This is a genomic window from Aquimarina sp. RZ0 (assembly GCF_008370685.1).
Taxonomy (GTDB): Bacteria; Bacteroidota; Bacteroidia; order Flavobacteriales; family Flavobacteriaceae; genus Aquimarina.
This window is the reverse complement of record NZ_VTZU01000001.1, coordinates 73,607-91,162: the sequence shown is the minus strand read 5'-3', so window position 1 is coordinate 91,162 and position 17,556 is coordinate 73,607. Positions and strand designations below refer to the sequence as shown.

Sequence of the window (17,556 nt, the reverse complement as noted above, 5' to 3'; positions counted from 1 at the left end):
CAGCTAGAAAAATTCTTTATATTATACTATTGGCTTCATTGCCGTCATAGAAGCTCTTAATCTTGCTCCAACAACTTCGATTGGGTGATTTCTTAATGCTGCATTTACTTCTATTAACTTAGCGTTATCCACTCCATTACTTTTTCCTTCATCGTATGCTTTGCCAATGACATCAACATCTATTTTTTTCATAAAGTCTCCTAGTAGTGGTTTACAAGCATGATCAAACAGATAACAGCCATATTCTGCAGTATCAGAAATTACACGGTTCATTTCGAATAATTTTTTACGTGCAATCGTATTTGCTATTAATGGTGTCTCATGAAGTGACTCATAATATGCTGATTCTTCAATAATTCCTGATGCTGTCATCGCTTCAAAAGCCAATTCTACTCCTGCTCTTACCATGGCTACCATCAACACTCCGTTATCATAAAATTCCTGTTCAGAAATTTCTACGGTACCTGCTGCTGTTTTTTCAAATGCAGTTTCTCCGGTAGCTTCTCTCCAGGATAGTAAATTTTTATCATCATTTGCCCAATCTTCCATCATGGTTTTAGAAAAATGACCTCCAATAATATCATCCATATGTTTTTCAAACAATGGCCGCATAATATCTTTTAATTCTTCGGATAACTCAAATGCTTTTAACTTGGCCGGATTTGATAGTCTGTCCATCATATTGGTAATCCCTCCATACTTTAATCCTTCTGTAATAGTTTCCCATCCATATTGAATTAATTTTGAAGCATATCCGGCATCAATTCCTTTTTCTACCATTTTATCAAAGCAAAGGATAGATCCTGTTTGCAACAATCCACAAAGAATTGTTTGCTCTCCCATAAGATCAGATTTCACTTCTGCCACAAAAGAAGACTCTAATACTCCTGCTCTATCACCTCCTGTTCCTGCTGCATATGCTTTTGCTTGCGCGAGCCCATGCCCTTGTGGATCATTCTCCGGATGAACTGCAATTAGTGTAGGCACTCCAAATCCTCTTTTATATTCTTCTCTCACTTCTGATCCTGGGCTTTTAGGAGCCACCATGATCACGGTAAGATCCTCTCTAACCTTCATTCCTTCTTCTACTATATTAAATCCGTGAGAATATGATAAAGTAGCTCCATTTTTCATTAATGGCATAACAGCACTCACTACTTGAGTATGTTGCTTATCTGGTGTAAGATTAATAACTACATCTGCATCAGGAACCAATTCTTCATAAGTACCTACGGTAAATCCATTTTCTGTAGCATTTTTATAGGACTGTCTCTTTTCTTTGATAGCCCCTTCTCTAAGTGTGTATGATACGTCTAAACCAGAATCTCTCATATTCAATCCCTGGTTCAGCCCTTGCGCTCCACATCCTACGATCACTATTTTTTTTCCTTTTAATGCTGCTACTCCTTCTGAAAACTCAGAAGAATCCATAAAACGACATTTTCCTAATTGTGTTAATTGGTCTCTTAATGATAGCGTATTGAAATAATTTACCATTTCCTTCTTAATTTGTGGTTACTTCCGTTTTATCGGAAATCTATTTAGTATTGATTTTTAGTTGTTTTACTTAAAAAGCTTCTGCTCCAAAAGTTTCTAATATTTTAGAGATATGCATCTTATCCTTAGTCACGGCAATTCTTCCGGAACGTACAAACTGCATTAACCCAAAAGGTTCTAATGCATCGTATAGCGCTTCGACCTCATTGCGTCTTCCAGTTTTTTCTAATACAAAAAACTCAGGCGTTACCGTGACAATATTTGCATTACTTTCTTTTATAACATTCTGAATTTGTCGCTCCTCAAACAGTAGCTTAGAATCTATCTTAAACAATGCAGTCTCCTGATAGATTGTTTCATCATCTGTATGATAAAAAGCTTTTATCACTTCTATTTGTTTTTCTATCTGACCTACCAGCTTTTTGACCTGTTCTTCTGTTATTTTTACAACAATTGTAAAGCGAAAAACATCTTTTATTTCTGATACCGACGCCGTCATACTATCCAGGTTGATATGACGTTTTAAAAAAATTGCCGATATTCTATTCAGCAGTCCTATATTATTCTCAGTATATACTGATATTGTATAACTTTTTTTCTCCATTCTTGTATTCTTTTAGGGATTCCAGTCTGTGCCGGAATGACAAAACCTTACTATTCTAATCTTATATCTGAAACTGATGCTCCAGTAGGAATCATCGGAAATACATTATTCTCTTTTTCTACACATACTTCTAAGAAATATGGCTCTTGTGAAGCTATCATTTCTGCAATTGCAGCTTGTAAATCCTCTCTTTTGGTAATCCTTTTGGCTTCTATATGATATCCTTTTGCAATGGTTACAAAATCAGGATTCACCATTTCTGTAGACGCATATCTTTTATCAAAAAACAATTGTTGCCACTGGCGTACCATTCCTAAAAAGTCATTATTAAGAACCACAATCTTAACGGGTACTCTGGTTTGGAAAATAGTTCCTAATTCTTGTATCGTCATCTGATACCCTCCATCGCCAATAATAGCAACCACTTCTCTTTCTGGCGCTCCCATTTTTGCTCCAATTGCTGCCGGCAAAGCAAATCCCATAGTCCCCAGACCTCCAGAAGTTACATTACTTTTAGTTCTGGTAAATTCTGCATAACGACACGCAATCATTTGATGTTGTCCAACATCTGATACGATTACAGCATCTCCTTTTGTTTCTTCATTAATTCCTCTAAGAACTTCTCCCATAGAAAGTCCTTCTTTAGAAGGGTATAATTCTTCTTTAATGACTTTGTCATATTCTATAGTATCAAAATCTTTAAATTCCTGTAACCAAGATTCGTGAGTGTTAGACTGTACAAGCGGAAGTATCTCAGACAATGTTTTCTTTACATCTCCCATCACTGCAACGTTTGCCTTTACATTCTTATTTACTTCTGCAGGGTCAATTTCAAAATGTATTACTTTTGCCTGCTTGGCATAGGTTTCTAAATTACCTGTTACACGATCATCAAAACGCATTCCTATTGCTAATAACAGATCACATTCGTTTGTAAGCTTATTAGGACCATAATTTCCGTGCATTCCTACCATACCGACATTCAGCGGATGTGCTGTGGGTAATGCAGAAAGCCCCAGTATTGTCCAGGCAGAAGGTATTCCTGATTTTTCTATAAAACTTTTCAATTCTACTTCTGCTTTGCCAAGAATCACTCCCTGACCAAAAACAATCATTGGTTTTTTTGCCGTATTGATAAGTGCTGCTGCCTGATCTAATGTTTTAGGGTCTGTCAGTGGAACTGGTTTATAACTACGTACCCCTTTACACTTCTCATATTTAAAATCAAGTTCTCCAAACTGTGCATCTTTTGTTATATCAATAAGCACTGGCCCAGGACGTCCTGAACGTGCGATATAAAAAGCCTTTGCTAATACAGCAGGAATATCTTCTGCTTTTGTTACTTGATGATTCCACTTGGTTATAGGTGTAGAAATCCCAATTATATCAGTTTCCTGAAATGCATCTGATCCTAGCAAATGTGAGCCTACCTGTCCGGTAATACATACCATAGGAGTAGAATCAATCTGAGCATCTGCAATTCCTGTTACAAAATTAGTAGCCCCAGGACCTGATGTCGCAATTGCTACACCTACTCTACCACTGGTTCTTGCATATCCCTGCGCTGCATGTGTTGCTCCTTGTTCATGTCTTGTTAATATATGACGTAATTGATCCTGAAATTTATATAATTCATCATACACGGGCATAATAGCACCTCCAGGGTATCCATAAATAAGGTCAACCCCCTCTGCCAACAGACAATGTATTACTGCTTCTGCCCCGGTCATTATTCCTGTAGTCACTTTTATTTCTTTTTTTTCTGTTTGCGTCTGTGTTTCCATTACGCTATATTTTTAGATTCTGGCTTTTGCCAGAATGACAATTTATTGACATCTATACTTGATGAGTATTAGAATACCTATTAAAATTCATCTGTTACACATCCTTGTGATGCAGAAGATACTGTATTGGCATATTTATATAACACTCCTTTTTTAAACTTTAAAGGAGGTTGAATCCAGGAAGCTTTTCTCTTTTTGATTTCGTCATCATCTATCGCCACTGTGATAGAATTTGATTCTGCATCGATTGTAATAACATCTCCATCTTCTACGAGACCTATTAAACCGCCTTCCTGAGCTTCTGGAGTGATATGTCCAACTACAAATCCATGAGTCCCTCCTGAGAACCTTCCGTCTGTAATCAATGCTACATCTTTACCAAGGCCCGCTCCCATAATCGCAGCTGTTGGTTTCAACATTTCCGGCATTCCGGGACCTCCTTTTGGACCTTCGTACCTAATGACGACCACATTTCCCTTTTGGACTTTACCATCTCTTATCCCATCATTGGCATCATATTCACTATCAAATACAATGGCTTTTCCCTGAAAACGTAATCCTTCTTTTCCTGTGATTTTTGCCACACACCCTTCTTCTGCAAGATTACCAAACATAATTCTAAGATGACCGGTAGCCTTTATAGGATTTTCCAGTGGCTTTATAATTTCCTGACCTTCGGTCAGATCCGGAACATCCAATAAATTTTCTGCTAATGTTTTTCCTGTAACTGTTAAACAATCACCGTGTAACAATCCTTTCTTTAATAGATATTTTAATACTGCTGGTATTCCACCAATATTGTGAACATCTTCCATTAAATATTTCCCACTTGGTTTTAAATCCGCAAGAAATGGAGTTTCATCACTAATTTTCTGAAAATCAGCTAGTGTAAACTCTACATTTGCTGCTCTGGCAATTGCCAGGAAATGTAATACGGCATTGGTAGAACCTCCCAAAATAGTAACCAGTCGGATCGCATTTTCCAGCGATTTTTTGGTTACAATATCCAATGGCTTGATGTCTTTTTCTAATAATGTTCGTATTGCTTTTCCTGCAGCGATACTTTCTTCTTCTTTATTTTTACTAATGGCAGGATTAGAAGAGTTATAGGGTAGCGACATTCCCAAAGCTTCTATAGCAGAAGCCATGGTATTAGCTGTATACATCCCTCCACAAGCTCCAGCACCTGGGATTGATTTTTGGATTACAGATCGATACTCTTCCTTTTCCATAGTACCGGCTACCTTTTCTCCCCAGGCTTCAAATGCAGATACGATGTCTAACTTTTTACCATTATGACAACCAGATGCGATGGTTCCTCCATATACTAAAATAGCAGGACGGTTGACTCTAATCATTGCCATCAAAGCACCAGGCATATTCTTATCACAACCTACTACAGTGATCATTCCATCATAAGACATTCCTTGTACAACAGTCTCCATAGAATCGGCAATTACATCTCTGGACGGTAATGAAAAGCGCATTCCTGGTGTTCCCATAGAAATTCCATCACTTACTCCAATCGTATTGAATATCAATCCTACAACATCTTCTTCTTGTGTTCCTTGCTTTACTAGCTTAGCCAGATCATTAAGGTGCATATTACAAGGGTTACCTTCATATCCCGTACTAGCAATACCGACTAATGGTTTATTAAAATCTTCTTCAGAAAAACCAATAGCATACAGCATTGCTTGTGCTGCTGGTTGAGTATCGTCTTGTGTAACCTGTTTACTAAATTTATTAATATCCATCCTCTATGAATGTTGTTTTTTTATTAATTATTCAAAATTTTAACTGTTTTTTTATGTGATTCATACTTAAAAAACAAACCGCAGTATAAAACTATTCTGTAATGACTAAACGATTATACTTTATTCAATATCCTTACAATATCCAACTATTAACAAAAAGCAATTAACTACTGATAACCAATACATTACACTTCTTTTATTTACAATCACTATTTGTTAATATTTTTATAATACCAGTTTTTTTAACCAAAAAAATACCCTTCAAAATCTTGAAGGGTATCTTATATTTTTTATAGCATTACTATCCCTTCATTCTGATAAAAGAATGACGATGACACGAATGACATTGATCGTACTAATTGTATTAAATTTCATTGTAAAATAAGTTTACTAAAAAATCCCTTTACTTTCGCAAAGGGATTTTATTTTATGATATTAAAATGCCCTTGCTCAGGATGAAATAATCACCACGACCTCAATGACATTTATTGTATGTATGTTTTTATTCTTCATATAATCTGGTAGTAAATATAATAAAATTAGCTTTCCAACAGCTATTAAAGCTTAAAAAATTTGTTTTTCATGCAGTATATGACTAATCCCACCCTTGTTCTCACCTGTAATTTCTTAAAAACTGCTTCTCTATAGTTCTCAATAGTTTTAGGGCTTAACTTCATTTCTTTAGCAATATCTTTATAGGTCAACTCAGAACAGGCATATTTTAAGAATACCCATTCTCTATCCGTAAGTTTATCTGCCAGGTTCTCATTCTGATCATCCATGGAGCCAGAATACTTAAGAGCTGTCTCTACTTTAGTAGAATAATAAAAACCTTGTTCTATGACCATCTTCATGGCAAACTCAAAATTTTCCGGGTGAATATCTTTTAATAAATACCCTCTTGCCCCGGCTCTAAGCATTTTGATAATGGTTTCTTCATCATCTTCCATGGTTAGTGCCAGCACCTTCTGTTCTGATTGGTTTTCTTTGAGCCACTGCATGGTCTGAATGCCATCCATTATCGGCATCTTTACATCCAACAGGATAAGATCCGGTTTTTTTCTTTTATGTAAATAGTATTGCGTAAGTTCTTTTCCATTTTTAAGTATCTCCAAAACTTCATAACCTTCGATATTAGTGATAAGGCTTTCCAGAGATTGCGCAAAGAGAAGGTGATCATCTACAACTACAACTGTTTTTTTCTTCATCTTATTAGGTTTATCAGGATCAAAAATAATCAAAACAATATACTTTGATTCCTTTAAAACGTTAATAAATTTAGTACTCCGTTATCTTATTTACATAGTACATCTAAGATCCTAAAATTCTGTTTGTCTCCTCAATATGCCTGGCAAAAATAAGAGTTGCCTCGTATTACCTATAAAACTACCCATTCTCTTGCATACCAAGCTTATCCATTTCTTTAAATGGATAGTTCAAAGTAAGCAAAACCCCTTTTCCCGGACTAGCATCAAGAGACACTTCTGCATCTATCAATGAACCTCTGCTTTTCATATTTAATAGTCCAGAATTCGCCTGAACAGATTGCATATCAAAACCTACTCCATCATCCTGTATTTTTATGTTTAGATCCTCGGTAGTATACGTTAATTCCACTATCAAATTAGAAGCTTCTGCATGCTTAATTGTATTCGAAAAAAACTCCTGAATAATACGGTACAAAATAATCTCGTCTTTGGGGTTGATATGCACTTCTTCGCCAATAACCGAAAACTCTGTATGCAAAAAATCGTGCTTTTTATACCTGTCTAATTCTACTTTTATAGATTTTTCCAAGCCTATATTTTCGATCACTTCATGATTTAAGGTTTTGGATAAGCTACGAATTTCCTGAAGGCTGTCACCCACCAATCCACGAATATCTGTAATCGACTCTGTAATTTTTGGATCGAGATTGGTATTAAGCATATTAATCTGCATTACTGCTGCAGACAATAACTGACCAATATTATCATGCAACTCCCAACTTACATTCTTTAAGGTCTGTTCCTGGATTTCTATTTTAGAATTCTGCAACTCTTCATCAAAACGCTGCTGTGCTTTAAACTTATCTAGTAATAATTTGTTTTTACGTCGTTGAAAAGCAATAAAGAATATAATACCAAATATTACAAAAAATAAGATGATAATGGTAAAATAAACTATTAATAAGATTTGTTCTTTTTCGAGCATACTATAAAGCCAATCGTATAGCAAGTATACATAAAAATATTTGCTAAAGTAAGTATCAATGCATGAATATTTACAAATTGAGGACTTATCTTATTGTAATAAGCCCCATAAATAAATATAGGAGTTACAATCAGGTAAAATAATAAACTCCCCGACACTACATAAAATGGAATTAACTTATAAAAGGCCAAGATATTATCGGATAAAAGTAATTGAAAAAAATAATAACTAGTAAATAAAAATATTAATATTGATCCTAAAATGTAATTAAACGATGAAACTGTCTTAAAAAAAACATCGGTAATTAATAGGTTACCAACAGAAAAGGCTATAAAAATAAAAATAGACAACCTACCAATACCTCTAAATTTAGATGATTTAATTTGAAGAGTGATAAAAAATAGATAAAAAGAAAAACTTATAATATCATAAATATTGTAAGTCCATTGATTATTAAAAAAAATAGAACTTTCTAAAAACCTTAGAGTCTCTAAATTCTCAATAATTGTAGGTAACCAACCAAAAACTAATTCTACAAAAAGAGTAAAGTAAAGAAAATAAACAAAATATCGAGAAGAACTATCCTCTCGATATTTCATAATATATTTAACACCTGAGATAACAGCAATTATCTCTACAAAATTAATAATCAGCTGGTATATCATAAATATAAACAGTTACCTATTTCACATTTTGAGTTAGTATAAAAACTATTATACAATATTTGGTCAAAAATAAAACGATTCAAAATATACAGTTTACTATTAGGGAATTAATAGATACGTGGGGGATTACCCCCTCCTCCTCTGTTAAAAGCACTAATCCCATAATTATTCTCATCATCTGCTCCATCTTTCCCTTTTGCTCCAGCTCTACTTCCTGTCGGCGCAAAAAACAAAGTAGAATACCCTCTATTTTTAGTACATTTATTCTGTGGATAGGCTCCAAAATAAGCACGTATCCCTGGATTTGTAATTCCTTGTTTTTTAGATTCCTGTTTTACATAGGCAAGATACTCTTCTAATTCTGCGACACTCCAGTGAAATTCTCTTGCATCTTCAAATCCTAAGCTTTTTTTAAGATGACCTTCTCTTTTTATACACCAATTGTCATGAAGTTCCCTTGCTTCTTCTTCAGTAATACACTTTTTGGGTCTTTGTATTTCTTTTCCCATTGTATAAATAATTTTAGAGTTTAATGAAGCTAATATATCTAAAAAAAGGTTTTACAACCAAATACCCCTGACCATTTGCTTATGAAAGTTATATGAGCAAAAACATTAAATACTTAAAAAACAATACTTTACATAAAGTAAATAAAATATTAATTTCTTACAATAAGGGGGTTTTCCCCCTACTCTTATTCAGGATATTCCCCCTGTCAATATCGCATATCATATGAGTACTTCGAGAAATAAGAAGTGTACATATAAAATACACATATTCTTTACACAAAAAAAAGAGTTTTTACACTTGATAATCAAAGGATTAACACCTATTATTTTAGCGTGTTATACCTTATCAATTTCCGCTAAACACCTTACATTTTTAAATAACACAACACCTAACTTTACTCTTGTAATTAGCATATACAACATACAAATCCGTCTACCCTAACGGTAATTTTAGTTCTCCCAACAACTGTCATAATGCAGCTTAGAGCATGTTTAAAAAGAATACAAATTGAAAATCAATAGCTTGAGGTTCTGAGTACATTTCAAATCATGAGAATATCGAGATATTTTAATTATTTGAAGTGAACTCACGGTTCTTAAAATATTTGTTTTCAGGAAGTAAGGTTTTCAAACAAGCTCTTACTTAAAATTATCTATATCATGTTAAAAGATTTTTTAAATCATATCGGTTCTGATCTGGACGATTATATCAATGCGTTATCCTCTATTACTACCGTAGTAAAAACAGATATTGCTAATATCGGGGATTTTGGTACTAACAGCTTTTCAGGAACTGCAGGAGCTAATCTCTTTATCACGATTGTAAAAACAGAGGAAGAATCAACATTACGCAATTTTCCTAACAGTAAATTAGTACAACAAAGCAATGGTGACTATGCTGTAGACAAGCGTTTTCCTAAAATACATCTAAACTATTTCTTGCTTTTTTCTGCAACAGTATCCTATGATATGTCGATTGCAGCAATTCATAGAATTATAAAATATTTCCAGACCCATAAAACCTTTCAGTTTACATCAGACGAAAGTGAGATCGAGTTAACCCTGGAACTAGTATCTCCTTCTTTTGAACAGATCAATCATATGTGGGGAACACTGGGCGGAAAACAATTTCCTCACGTACTCTATAAAGCCAGAGTATCAGAACATGAATTTGCCGAAGAGCAACTATCACCAGTAATCAAAACTATAACAGGAACACTAAAATAATGAGTCATTTTAGCTATACATATGAAACCCTATTAGCGCTTGTCATCAAGCACCCTAATGATGTACCATTAAACGATAATGTGAGTTTTATCCCTTCTGAAACTACTTTACAAATTTTAGAAGAATATAAATTACAATTTAAACACACTACTACAGGTTTTGTGATCACGTATAGAACTTCTGCAACCTTTGATGAGCTAAAAGATACTGAAGGAAATGTGACCTTCACTCCTCATGGAATGATCGACTGGATAGATATAAGTACTCTGGATATCACCTTGGCATTTTTCTGCGTGGCAACTAAAAAATTCATCAAAAATACTCGCTGGCAAGATTTGGGTCCCAGAGAAAAAAATAATGGCGAAGTGAATTTAGTATATACCTATCATACCTATAACGCATTATATGATGCACCAACATCAGCACCGGATATTAATAGTACACCTATAACCACAAATTATAGCCTGAAAAAAGGAGATTACGATCGATTGCAGGTTGCCCTGGTCAATTTTCAGTTAGTAGGGCATATTCCTGCTAACACAAATAAAATAAATACAATAATCATATAAATCAATAATTATGGCAAGCACATTAAAATCGCCTGGAGTATACGTGGAGGAAATAAGTACGTTTCCTCCTTCGGTAGCACAGGTCCCTACTGCAATTCCTGCATTTATAGGGTATACAGCAAAACAAGGACTGAATGACGATCTGGGTATGAAACCTAAGAAGATTCGCTCCTTATTAGAATTCGAACTTCTCTATGGAGGAGGACCAGAAGGCGGTCTTACGGTCGTTTTAGACACTAATAACTCTGTAAAAGATGTCACAGCAGGAGAAAAAATGTACCTGTATGACAGTCTTAAGCTATTTTATGACAATGGTGGTGGTGATTGCTATATTGTATCTATTGGTACTTATGGAGGCGGTATTACAAAACAAAATTTTATCGATGGAATCAATGCGCTAAAAAAGTTTGATGAACCCACGTTGTATGTAACTCCAGATGCTTCACTACTAAAAAGTATTGATGATTTCAAGGATGTACATTCTACAATGCTCGATGAATGTGAAATATTACAAGATCGTTTTGCCATACTAGATGTATACAAAGGAGATATCGATTTTACAGATCCACTGGCATCTGATGTAATTGGAGACTATCGTAATAAGATTCCATCCAATAGTAATCTTAAATATGGAGGTTGTTATTATCCGTTTCTCAGAACATCTTTACCCTTATCATTTAATTTTAGTGATCTCTCACTTACTAAAAATGCAGTATCTGTAGCATTTAATACTATTATTGACGAATCTAAATTTAGTGATGGTAAAAAAGATGTGTTAACTAAAATAGAAGAAGCTTCTACAGATTATAAAGCCACAAAAATCATTGTAACCGATCATACTGCTACTCTATATAGTGAAGCCACCGGAGGTGATCAAAAAGCAGAATTAGATGCCAAAATAGCACTCATTAATGACTATTTCAGTGATTTCTTTGGTGCGACTATGACGAATGCAGACATACTAGCCACCTATAACACAGTAGTAGCCAATGATGCTCCTTTTAGCAATGTTAACAAAGCATTTGCAGACGGAATTACAGCTATAAACAGTAAACTAAAAGCTAGCGATAAAGTTGTCGCTGCAGCCACCACCGTAACTTCTACGGCTACAACCGCCACATTTACGGTTGATGTTTCTGGAATTGCAGGTACATCCAATACTATCGATAAGCTTTATGGAATCGCAAAACCATTTTTTCAACAGGTTTTTGATGAATTAAACAAAATAATAAGTGATTTCTATACAGAAACTGGTACTGCGCTAAAATCATTAGAAGATACCTTAAAAGCAGAATCTCCATTATATTCCTCCATCCTTACAGGAATTAAGCAATATGGAGTAGTACTCCCTCCGTCGGGAGCTATTGCAGGAGTATATGCCAAAGTAGACAACCTGAGAGGTGTCTGGAAAGCACCGGCAAATGTAGGGTTAAACTCAGTCAATGAGCCGGTAGTAAAGCTATCCAGTAAAGATCAGGAAGGTCTTAATATAGATGAAGTTGCTGGAAAATCAATTAATGTGATCCGTGCTTTTACCGGTAAAGGTAATTTGGTTTGGGGCGCCAGAACAATGGCAGGAAATGATAACGAATGGAGGTATGTTCCCGTAAGAAGATTTTTTAATATGGTTGAAGAATCTGTAAAAAAAGCCACGGAGCAATTCGTTTTTGAACCTAATGATGCCAATACCTGGGTAAGAATTCGATCTATGATCGAAAACTTTCTTACCAATCAATGGAGAGCCGGAGCTCTTGCTGGTGCTAAAACCGAAGAAGCATTCTTTGTGAGAGTAGGTCTGGGACAAACTATGACTGCTCAGGATATACTCAACGGAGTTCTTAATGTAGAAATAGGGATGGCAGCAGTGCGACCGGCAGAGTTTATCGTACTTAAGTTCTCTCATAAACTTCAAGAATCATAAAATCATTTTTAATTTTTAAAACAACCATATTATGGCAGCAGAATATCCATTACCAAAATTTCATTTTCAAGTAGAATGGGGTGGTACAAAAATAGGTTTTCAGGAGGTATCAGGTCTTGATGTCGAGATCGAACCTCTGGAATACAGAGACGGAGCAAATCCGGAATACAGTAAAATAAATATGCCTGGGATGATTAAATATACAGATGTCACACTAAAAAGAGGTGTTTTTAAAAGTGATAATGATTACTTCAACTGGTGGAATACTGTAAAACTTAACACTATAGAGCGTAGAGATATAACGATCAGCTTGCTTAACGAAAATCACGAGCCAGAAGTCATTTGGAAGATTAAGAATGCCTGGCCTATGAAAATTCAATCTACAGATCTCAAAGGTGAAGGAAACGAAATTGCCATTGAGACGATGATGCTAAAACATGAAGGGCTTACAATCCAAAACGATTAATTATGTTTCTATATCCAGCCGTTGGTTTTCATTTTGCAGTGTACTTTCACGGGCTGCTTCCTACTCCCATCGATGTCAGTTTTCAATCTGTTACCGGGTTAAGTGCAACAGTAGAAACCGAAAGCTATAAAGAAGGAGGAGAAAACAGGTATGTCCACGACATTCCTACAGGTCTTAAGTTTTCGACATTAACACTTAAAAGAGGCTTAAAAAGTATTCCTTCTCCACTCACCAAATGGTGCGAAGGTGTTTATGAAGATTTTAAGTTTAAACCGCTGGATCTTATTGTATTGCTCCTGGATGAAAATCACCTCCCGATGCATCGATGGAGTGTATTAGGAGCATATCCTGTCAAGTATGAAATTGGAGAATTCAATGCCGAAACTGCGGGAATCGTCATCCAGACCTTAGAGCTTAAATACAAATATTTTAAATCATTATAAAATGGCTGTAGAAATCAAAAACCTTTCTATCAAGATTCAGATCAATGGCAATGAGTCTCAAGTAAGAGATGATGGAGATGAGATTTCTTCAGAGTGGTCTCAGGATGAATTGATAGCACTTATTGAAAAAAGTTTACATAACAAAAAGGAACGTTAACCCATGTTTTCAAAAGGAAAATTAGTCAAACTTACAATCACTGCATACCAAGATGAAAAATTCAAGGAGCAGCAGGGAGAACCTATGGAAGCACTTATCAATCCAGAAGGATATAAGGAAACTTTTACCGTAAAGTATGATGAAGCTCAGCCAGCAGGAAACCAAGGGAACGCGCCCAAATTCAATAAGATTACTCCAGGAGAGTTCACGTTTAGATTACTATTTGATAGTACGGGTGTCTTTAGCTCTATAGATAGTCTTGATGATGCTCTCAATAGTATTGCGGATAATATCAGTGCATTTGTTCCTTCTTTTCTTAGCAGTGATGCAGATGAAGTAGATCGGGGTGTTTTTGATGAGATAGAAAAGTTCAAAGAACTCACCATTAGTTTTAATGGAAGCACACATCAAAACAATTCATTGATTATTGCCTGGGGTGCTTTAATAGTAAAGTGTAAACTCACTAAACTCGACATAGAATATAAGTTATTCAATGCTTCAGGATATCCTATAAGAGCAGTAGCTACCATAGGGTGTATTAATACCATTAGCGATGAAGAACGTAAGGCGCTGGAGAATAAACAATCTCCGGATCTTACACATATCAGGTATGCTCAAGCCGGAGACACACTCCCGTTAATGACCTACAGGATTTATGGTAACCCTTTTTACTATCTGGAAGTGGCAAAGGCAAATAAACTCCAAAATTTCAGAAAATTAAAAGCTGGACAAAAAATTATTTTTCCACCAATACAGAAAAATTAGTATATGAATTTATTAGGAGACATAGAAGAAAAAACCGGTGTAGTTACCTCAAAAGTTTTGATAGAAGGAACTGAAGTTTCTACGCGTTTCGGTATACAATCCATTGCCATCACTAATGAATGTAATCGTATCCCAACTGCAATTCTTACAGTGATCGATGGATCTGTAGCTGATCAGGAATTCAAAGCCAGTAATGATACCGTTTTTGAGCCAGGAAAATCAATTGAAATAAAAGCAGGTTATGATGCTATAGAAGAAATTATTTTTAAAGGAACTATTATAAAGCAAGCTGTAAAGATCACTAAAAAAAACAGTGCTCTCATTATTAGTTGCAAGGATGAAGCCTTTAAGATGACCTTGGGTAAAAAGAACCGTATCTTTTATGATGCTACTGATAGTGATGCTATAGAAAAGCTAATTCAGGATGCTGGTGTCTCTCCACAAGTAGAAGCAACAACATTTAGTCATCATGAGCTAGTTCAATACCAAAGTACAGATTGGGATTTTATGATTTCCAGAGCACAGGTAATTGGAGCAATTTGTACCGTATCAGATGGAGCTATTCATATCAAAAAACCAACAATAAGCGGCACAGAGGTGTTAACAGCAACATTTGGGAGTACCATATTTTCATTTGATGCCGAAATTGATGCCCGCAATCAATATAAAAACTATGAAGCAAATAGCTGGGATTATAGTAATCAGGAAATTGTATCTGTAGAAGCCACCAATTCTGGTCAGGTTACGACTGGAAATCTTGATGAAAGCTCTTTAGCCAAAGCTTCAGGAGACCAAACCGTTCGTCTTGATCATACAGGAAATATACATTCAGAAATATTACAAAACTGGATTGATAGCAAAAGTACGCTGCAACAACTCTCTATGATTCGGGGAAAAATGCAAGTGCAAGGAAATGAAAAGTTAAAAGCAGGAGTATTAGTAAAGATAGAAGGTATCGGAGATCGTTTTAATGGAAACGTTTTTATTGGCGGCGTGCATCATATAATTACTGAAGGAAACTGGTTTACGAATATCCAGATCGGTATCGATCCCGAACCGTTTGCAGAACAACAGGAAATATCATCTATGCCAGCATCGGGAATGTTACCTGCTGTTCATGGTTTACAGATCGGAATTGTCACAGCACTAGAAGGAGATCCGGATAGCGAACATCGTATCAAAGTAAAAGTTCCTATTATCAATCCTGAAGAAGAAGGTATATGGGCAAGAGTAGTGTCGCTATATGCCGGTGAAAATTACGGAATGCAATTCCTCCCGGAAATTGGGAATGAAGTGTTGCTGGGGTTTCTCAATGATGATCCTAACCAGGCAGTTGTGCTGGGTGGATTATACAGCAACACCAATACCGCCCCTATAGCATTTACCGATGATAATTTTGAAAAGATCATTATGGGGAACAGCGAAATAAAAATCCTGCTAAATGATGATACTAAAACTATCACATTAGAAACACCAGGAGGTAAATCTGTTATACTTGATGAAGATAAAGATGTCATAAAATTGGAAGATGAAAATAATAACATCGTCACCATGAATAGCGACGGAATATCACTCGAAAGCGAAGGTGATATCAAGATCAAGGCTACTGGAGATGTCAATATAGAAGGAACTAATATTAACGCAAAAGCCAATGCCAATTTTAAAGCAGAAGGATCAGGAGGAGTCGAGATGTCTTCTAGTGCTACAGCAATACTTAAAGGGTCATTAGTTCAAATAAATTGATAAAAAAAACAACATAAAAATAAGAATAACCAAAGACCAATAGTATCAACTCGATTATAAATGTAGAAGATTAAAAACCGTCAATTCGGATGCTTTGACGAAGGAAAAGTGTATCGAGAATAGTTTTTTAAACCCAAAACGCTTGTTTTTGCCACAAAATTCTTATCAGAATTTCACTCAAACTGATGTGCTTGGGATTAATAGGAACCTAGGTTATCAATAACTAAAACCAAACAAATGTCATTAGCAGCAAGAATAACAGATATGCATGTATGCCCGATGGTAACGGGTGTTGTACCTCATGTGGGAGGTCCTATTTTACCCACAGGAGAGCCCACAGTGCTAATAGGTGGTCTACCTGCCGCCAGAGTGGGAGATATGGCAACTTGCACAGGTCCTCCAGATACCATTGCCGCTGGATCAGGTACTGTCCTTATTGGTGGAATGCCAGCCGCCAGAATGGGAGATACTACTGCACACGGCGGAACTATTGTAGCAGGATGTGCTACAGTATTAATTGGATAAAAATATATAAAACAAGAATTTCAAAGAAGAAGAAGAAGAAGAAGACAACAACAAAATAAGAAGTTCAATTTTGAAAATCAGAAGTTTAAAAAAATACTTAAGATTTTGTGCCAACCTGAGTTCGATTACTTAAGGTAAAAGATTAAAAATTGCCAATTCGAGTGCCTTGACAAAGGAAAAGTGTATCGAGAATAGGTGTCTAAATTCAAAACGCTTGTTTTCGATACAAAATTCTTATCAGAATTTCACTCAAACTGACACGCTTTGGATTAATAAAGTTTAGGTTACTAAATCACTTACTATTAAAAAACAAAAAAAACGTGAAAAACGAAACACCATATATAGGAATTGGATGGAGCTTCCCTCCTGCTTTTAATCAGTATGCTAATCAGGTAGAGATGACCACAGAAAATGATGATATTAAAGGTTCTCTGGAGATCATATTGACTACCAAACTAGGAGAACGACTTTTACGCCCGCTTTTTGGTTGTGATCTAACCAGTAAGGTGTTTGAAACTATGAATGCTACACAGGTGAATATGATCAAGAATATGGTCGAAGAATGCATACTATTATACGAACCAAGAATAGATGCAGAAAAAGTCTATATAAACACAAACAATGCTTTTGAAGGTATTTTTTATGTACATATCGATTATAAAATAAGAGCAACAAACTCAAGAAGGAATATTGTATTTCCATTTTATATAAACGAAGGAACAGATCTATAA

Annotated in this window: 17 protein-coding genes; 10 read left to right on the top strand and 7 right to left on the bottom strand. The window is 35.4% G+C overall.

Translation table 11 applies throughout. From position 1 onward, the window contains the following. Positions 1-21 precede the first annotated feature (21 nt). From ilvC to F0000_RS00255, 7 genes are all read right to left on the bottom strand, one after another. Positions 22-1,497, bottom strand: a complete 1,476-nt coding sequence (gene ilvC, locus F0000_RS00285) for a ketol-acid reductoisomerase (RefSeq protein ID WP_149622688.1) — start codon at positions 1,495-1,497, stop codon at positions 22-24. A 70-nt stretch (positions 1,498-1,567) separates the two neighbouring features. Further along, positions 1,568-2,101 carry an acetolactate synthase small subunit gene (gene ilvN / locus F0000_RS00280; protein WP_149622687.1) on the bottom strand — a complete coding sequence of 178 codons (534 nt, stop codon included), beginning with the start codon at positions 2,099-2,101 and terminating at the stop codon, positions 1,568-1,570. A 50-nt stretch (positions 2,102-2,151) separates the two neighbouring features. Beyond that, entirely contained in the window at positions 2,152-3,885 is a 1,734-nt protein-coding gene (ilvB, locus tag F0000_RS00275; RefSeq protein ID WP_149622686.1) for a biosynthetic-type acetolactate synthase large subunit, read from the bottom strand. A gap of 80 nt (positions 3,886-3,965) precedes the next feature. Further along, entirely contained in the window at positions 3,966-5,642 is a 1,677-nt protein-coding gene (ilvD, locus tag F0000_RS00270) for a dihydroxy-acid dehydratase (protein ID WP_149622685.1), read from the bottom strand. 557 nt (positions 5,643-6,199) lie between these two features. Then, the gene (locus F0000_RS00265) at positions 6,200-6,850 is read right to left on the bottom strand and encodes a response regulator transcription factor (protein WP_149622684.1); all 651 of its coding nucleotides are present in this window, start codon (positions 6,848-6,850) and stop codon (positions 6,200-6,202) included. 178 nt (positions 6,851-7,028) lie between these two features. Beyond that, positions 7,029-7,835 (bottom strand): sensor histidine kinase, encoded by an 807-nt coding sequence (locus F0000_RS00260; protein ID WP_149622683.1) that lies wholly within the window; start codon positions 7,833-7,835, stop codon positions 7,029-7,031. Positions 7,836-8,607: 772 nt separating this feature from the next. Further along, positions 8,608-9,009 (bottom strand): hypothetical protein, encoded by a 402-nt coding sequence (locus F0000_RS00255; protein ID WP_149622682.1) that lies wholly within the window; start codon positions 9,007-9,009, stop codon positions 8,608-8,610. Between the two features lie 660 nt (positions 9,010-9,669). Here F0000_RS00255 and F0000_RS00250 point away from each other — a divergent pair. From F0000_RS00250 to F0000_RS00210, 10 genes are all read left to right on the top strand, one after another. Next, entirely contained in the window at positions 9,670-10,236 is a 567-nt protein-coding gene (locus F0000_RS00250) for a Pvc16 family protein (RefSeq protein WP_149622681.1), read from the top strand. Further along, a complete protein-coding gene (locus tag F0000_RS00245; protein ID WP_149622680.1) occupies positions 10,236-10,805 on the top strand; it encodes a hypothetical protein in 570 nt (189 codons plus the stop codon). Before F0000_RS00250 ends, F0000_RS00245 begins: the two co-directional genes overlap by 1 nt. A 10-nt stretch (positions 10,806-10,815) precedes the next feature. Further along, complete coding sequence (locus F0000_RS00240; protein WP_149622679.1) at positions 10,816-12,726, top strand: phage tail sheath C-terminal domain-containing protein; 1,911 nt, start codon at positions 10,816-10,818, stop codon at positions 12,724-12,726. Between the two features lie 31 nt (positions 12,727-12,757). Continuing rightward, entirely contained in the window at positions 12,758-13,192 is a 435-nt protein-coding gene (locus tag F0000_RS00235; protein ID WP_149622678.1) for a phage tail protein, read from the top strand. Positions 13,193-13,194: 2 nt separating this feature from the next. After that, positions 13,195-13,635 carry a phage tail protein gene (locus F0000_RS00230; protein WP_149622677.1) on the top strand — a complete coding sequence of 147 codons (441 nt, stop codon included), beginning with the start codon at positions 13,195-13,197 and terminating at the stop codon, positions 13,633-13,635. A 1-nt stretch (position 13,636) separates the two neighbouring features. Then, positions 13,637-13,792, top strand: coding sequence for a hypothetical protein (locus tag F0000_RS27565; RefSeq protein ID WP_188111981.1), 156 nt, complete (start codon positions 13,637-13,639; stop codon positions 13,790-13,792). A gap of 3 nt (positions 13,793-13,795) precedes the next feature. Further along, on the top strand, positions 13,796-14,557 hold the full coding sequence (locus F0000_RS00225) for a LysM peptidoglycan-binding domain-containing protein (RefSeq protein WP_149622676.1): 762 nt from the start codon (positions 13,796-13,798) through the stop codon (positions 14,555-14,557). A 3-nt stretch (positions 14,558-14,560) separates the two neighbouring features. Next, positions 14,561-16,300, top strand: a complete 1,740-nt coding sequence (vgrG, locus tag F0000_RS00220) for a type VI secretion system tip protein VgrG (protein WP_149622675.1) — start codon at positions 14,561-14,563, stop codon at positions 16,298-16,300. Between the two features lie 237 nt (positions 16,301-16,537). Then, the gene (locus F0000_RS00215; RefSeq protein ID WP_149622674.1) at positions 16,538-16,825 is read left to right on the top strand and encodes a PAAR domain-containing protein; all 288 of its coding nucleotides are present in this window, start codon (positions 16,538-16,540) and stop codon (positions 16,823-16,825) included. Positions 16,826-17,145: 320 nt separating this feature from the next. Next, the gene (locus F0000_RS00210) at positions 17,146-17,556 is read left to right on the top strand and encodes a GPW/gp25 family protein (RefSeq protein WP_223148862.1); all 411 of its coding nucleotides are present in this window, start codon (positions 17,146-17,148) and stop codon (positions 17,554-17,556) included.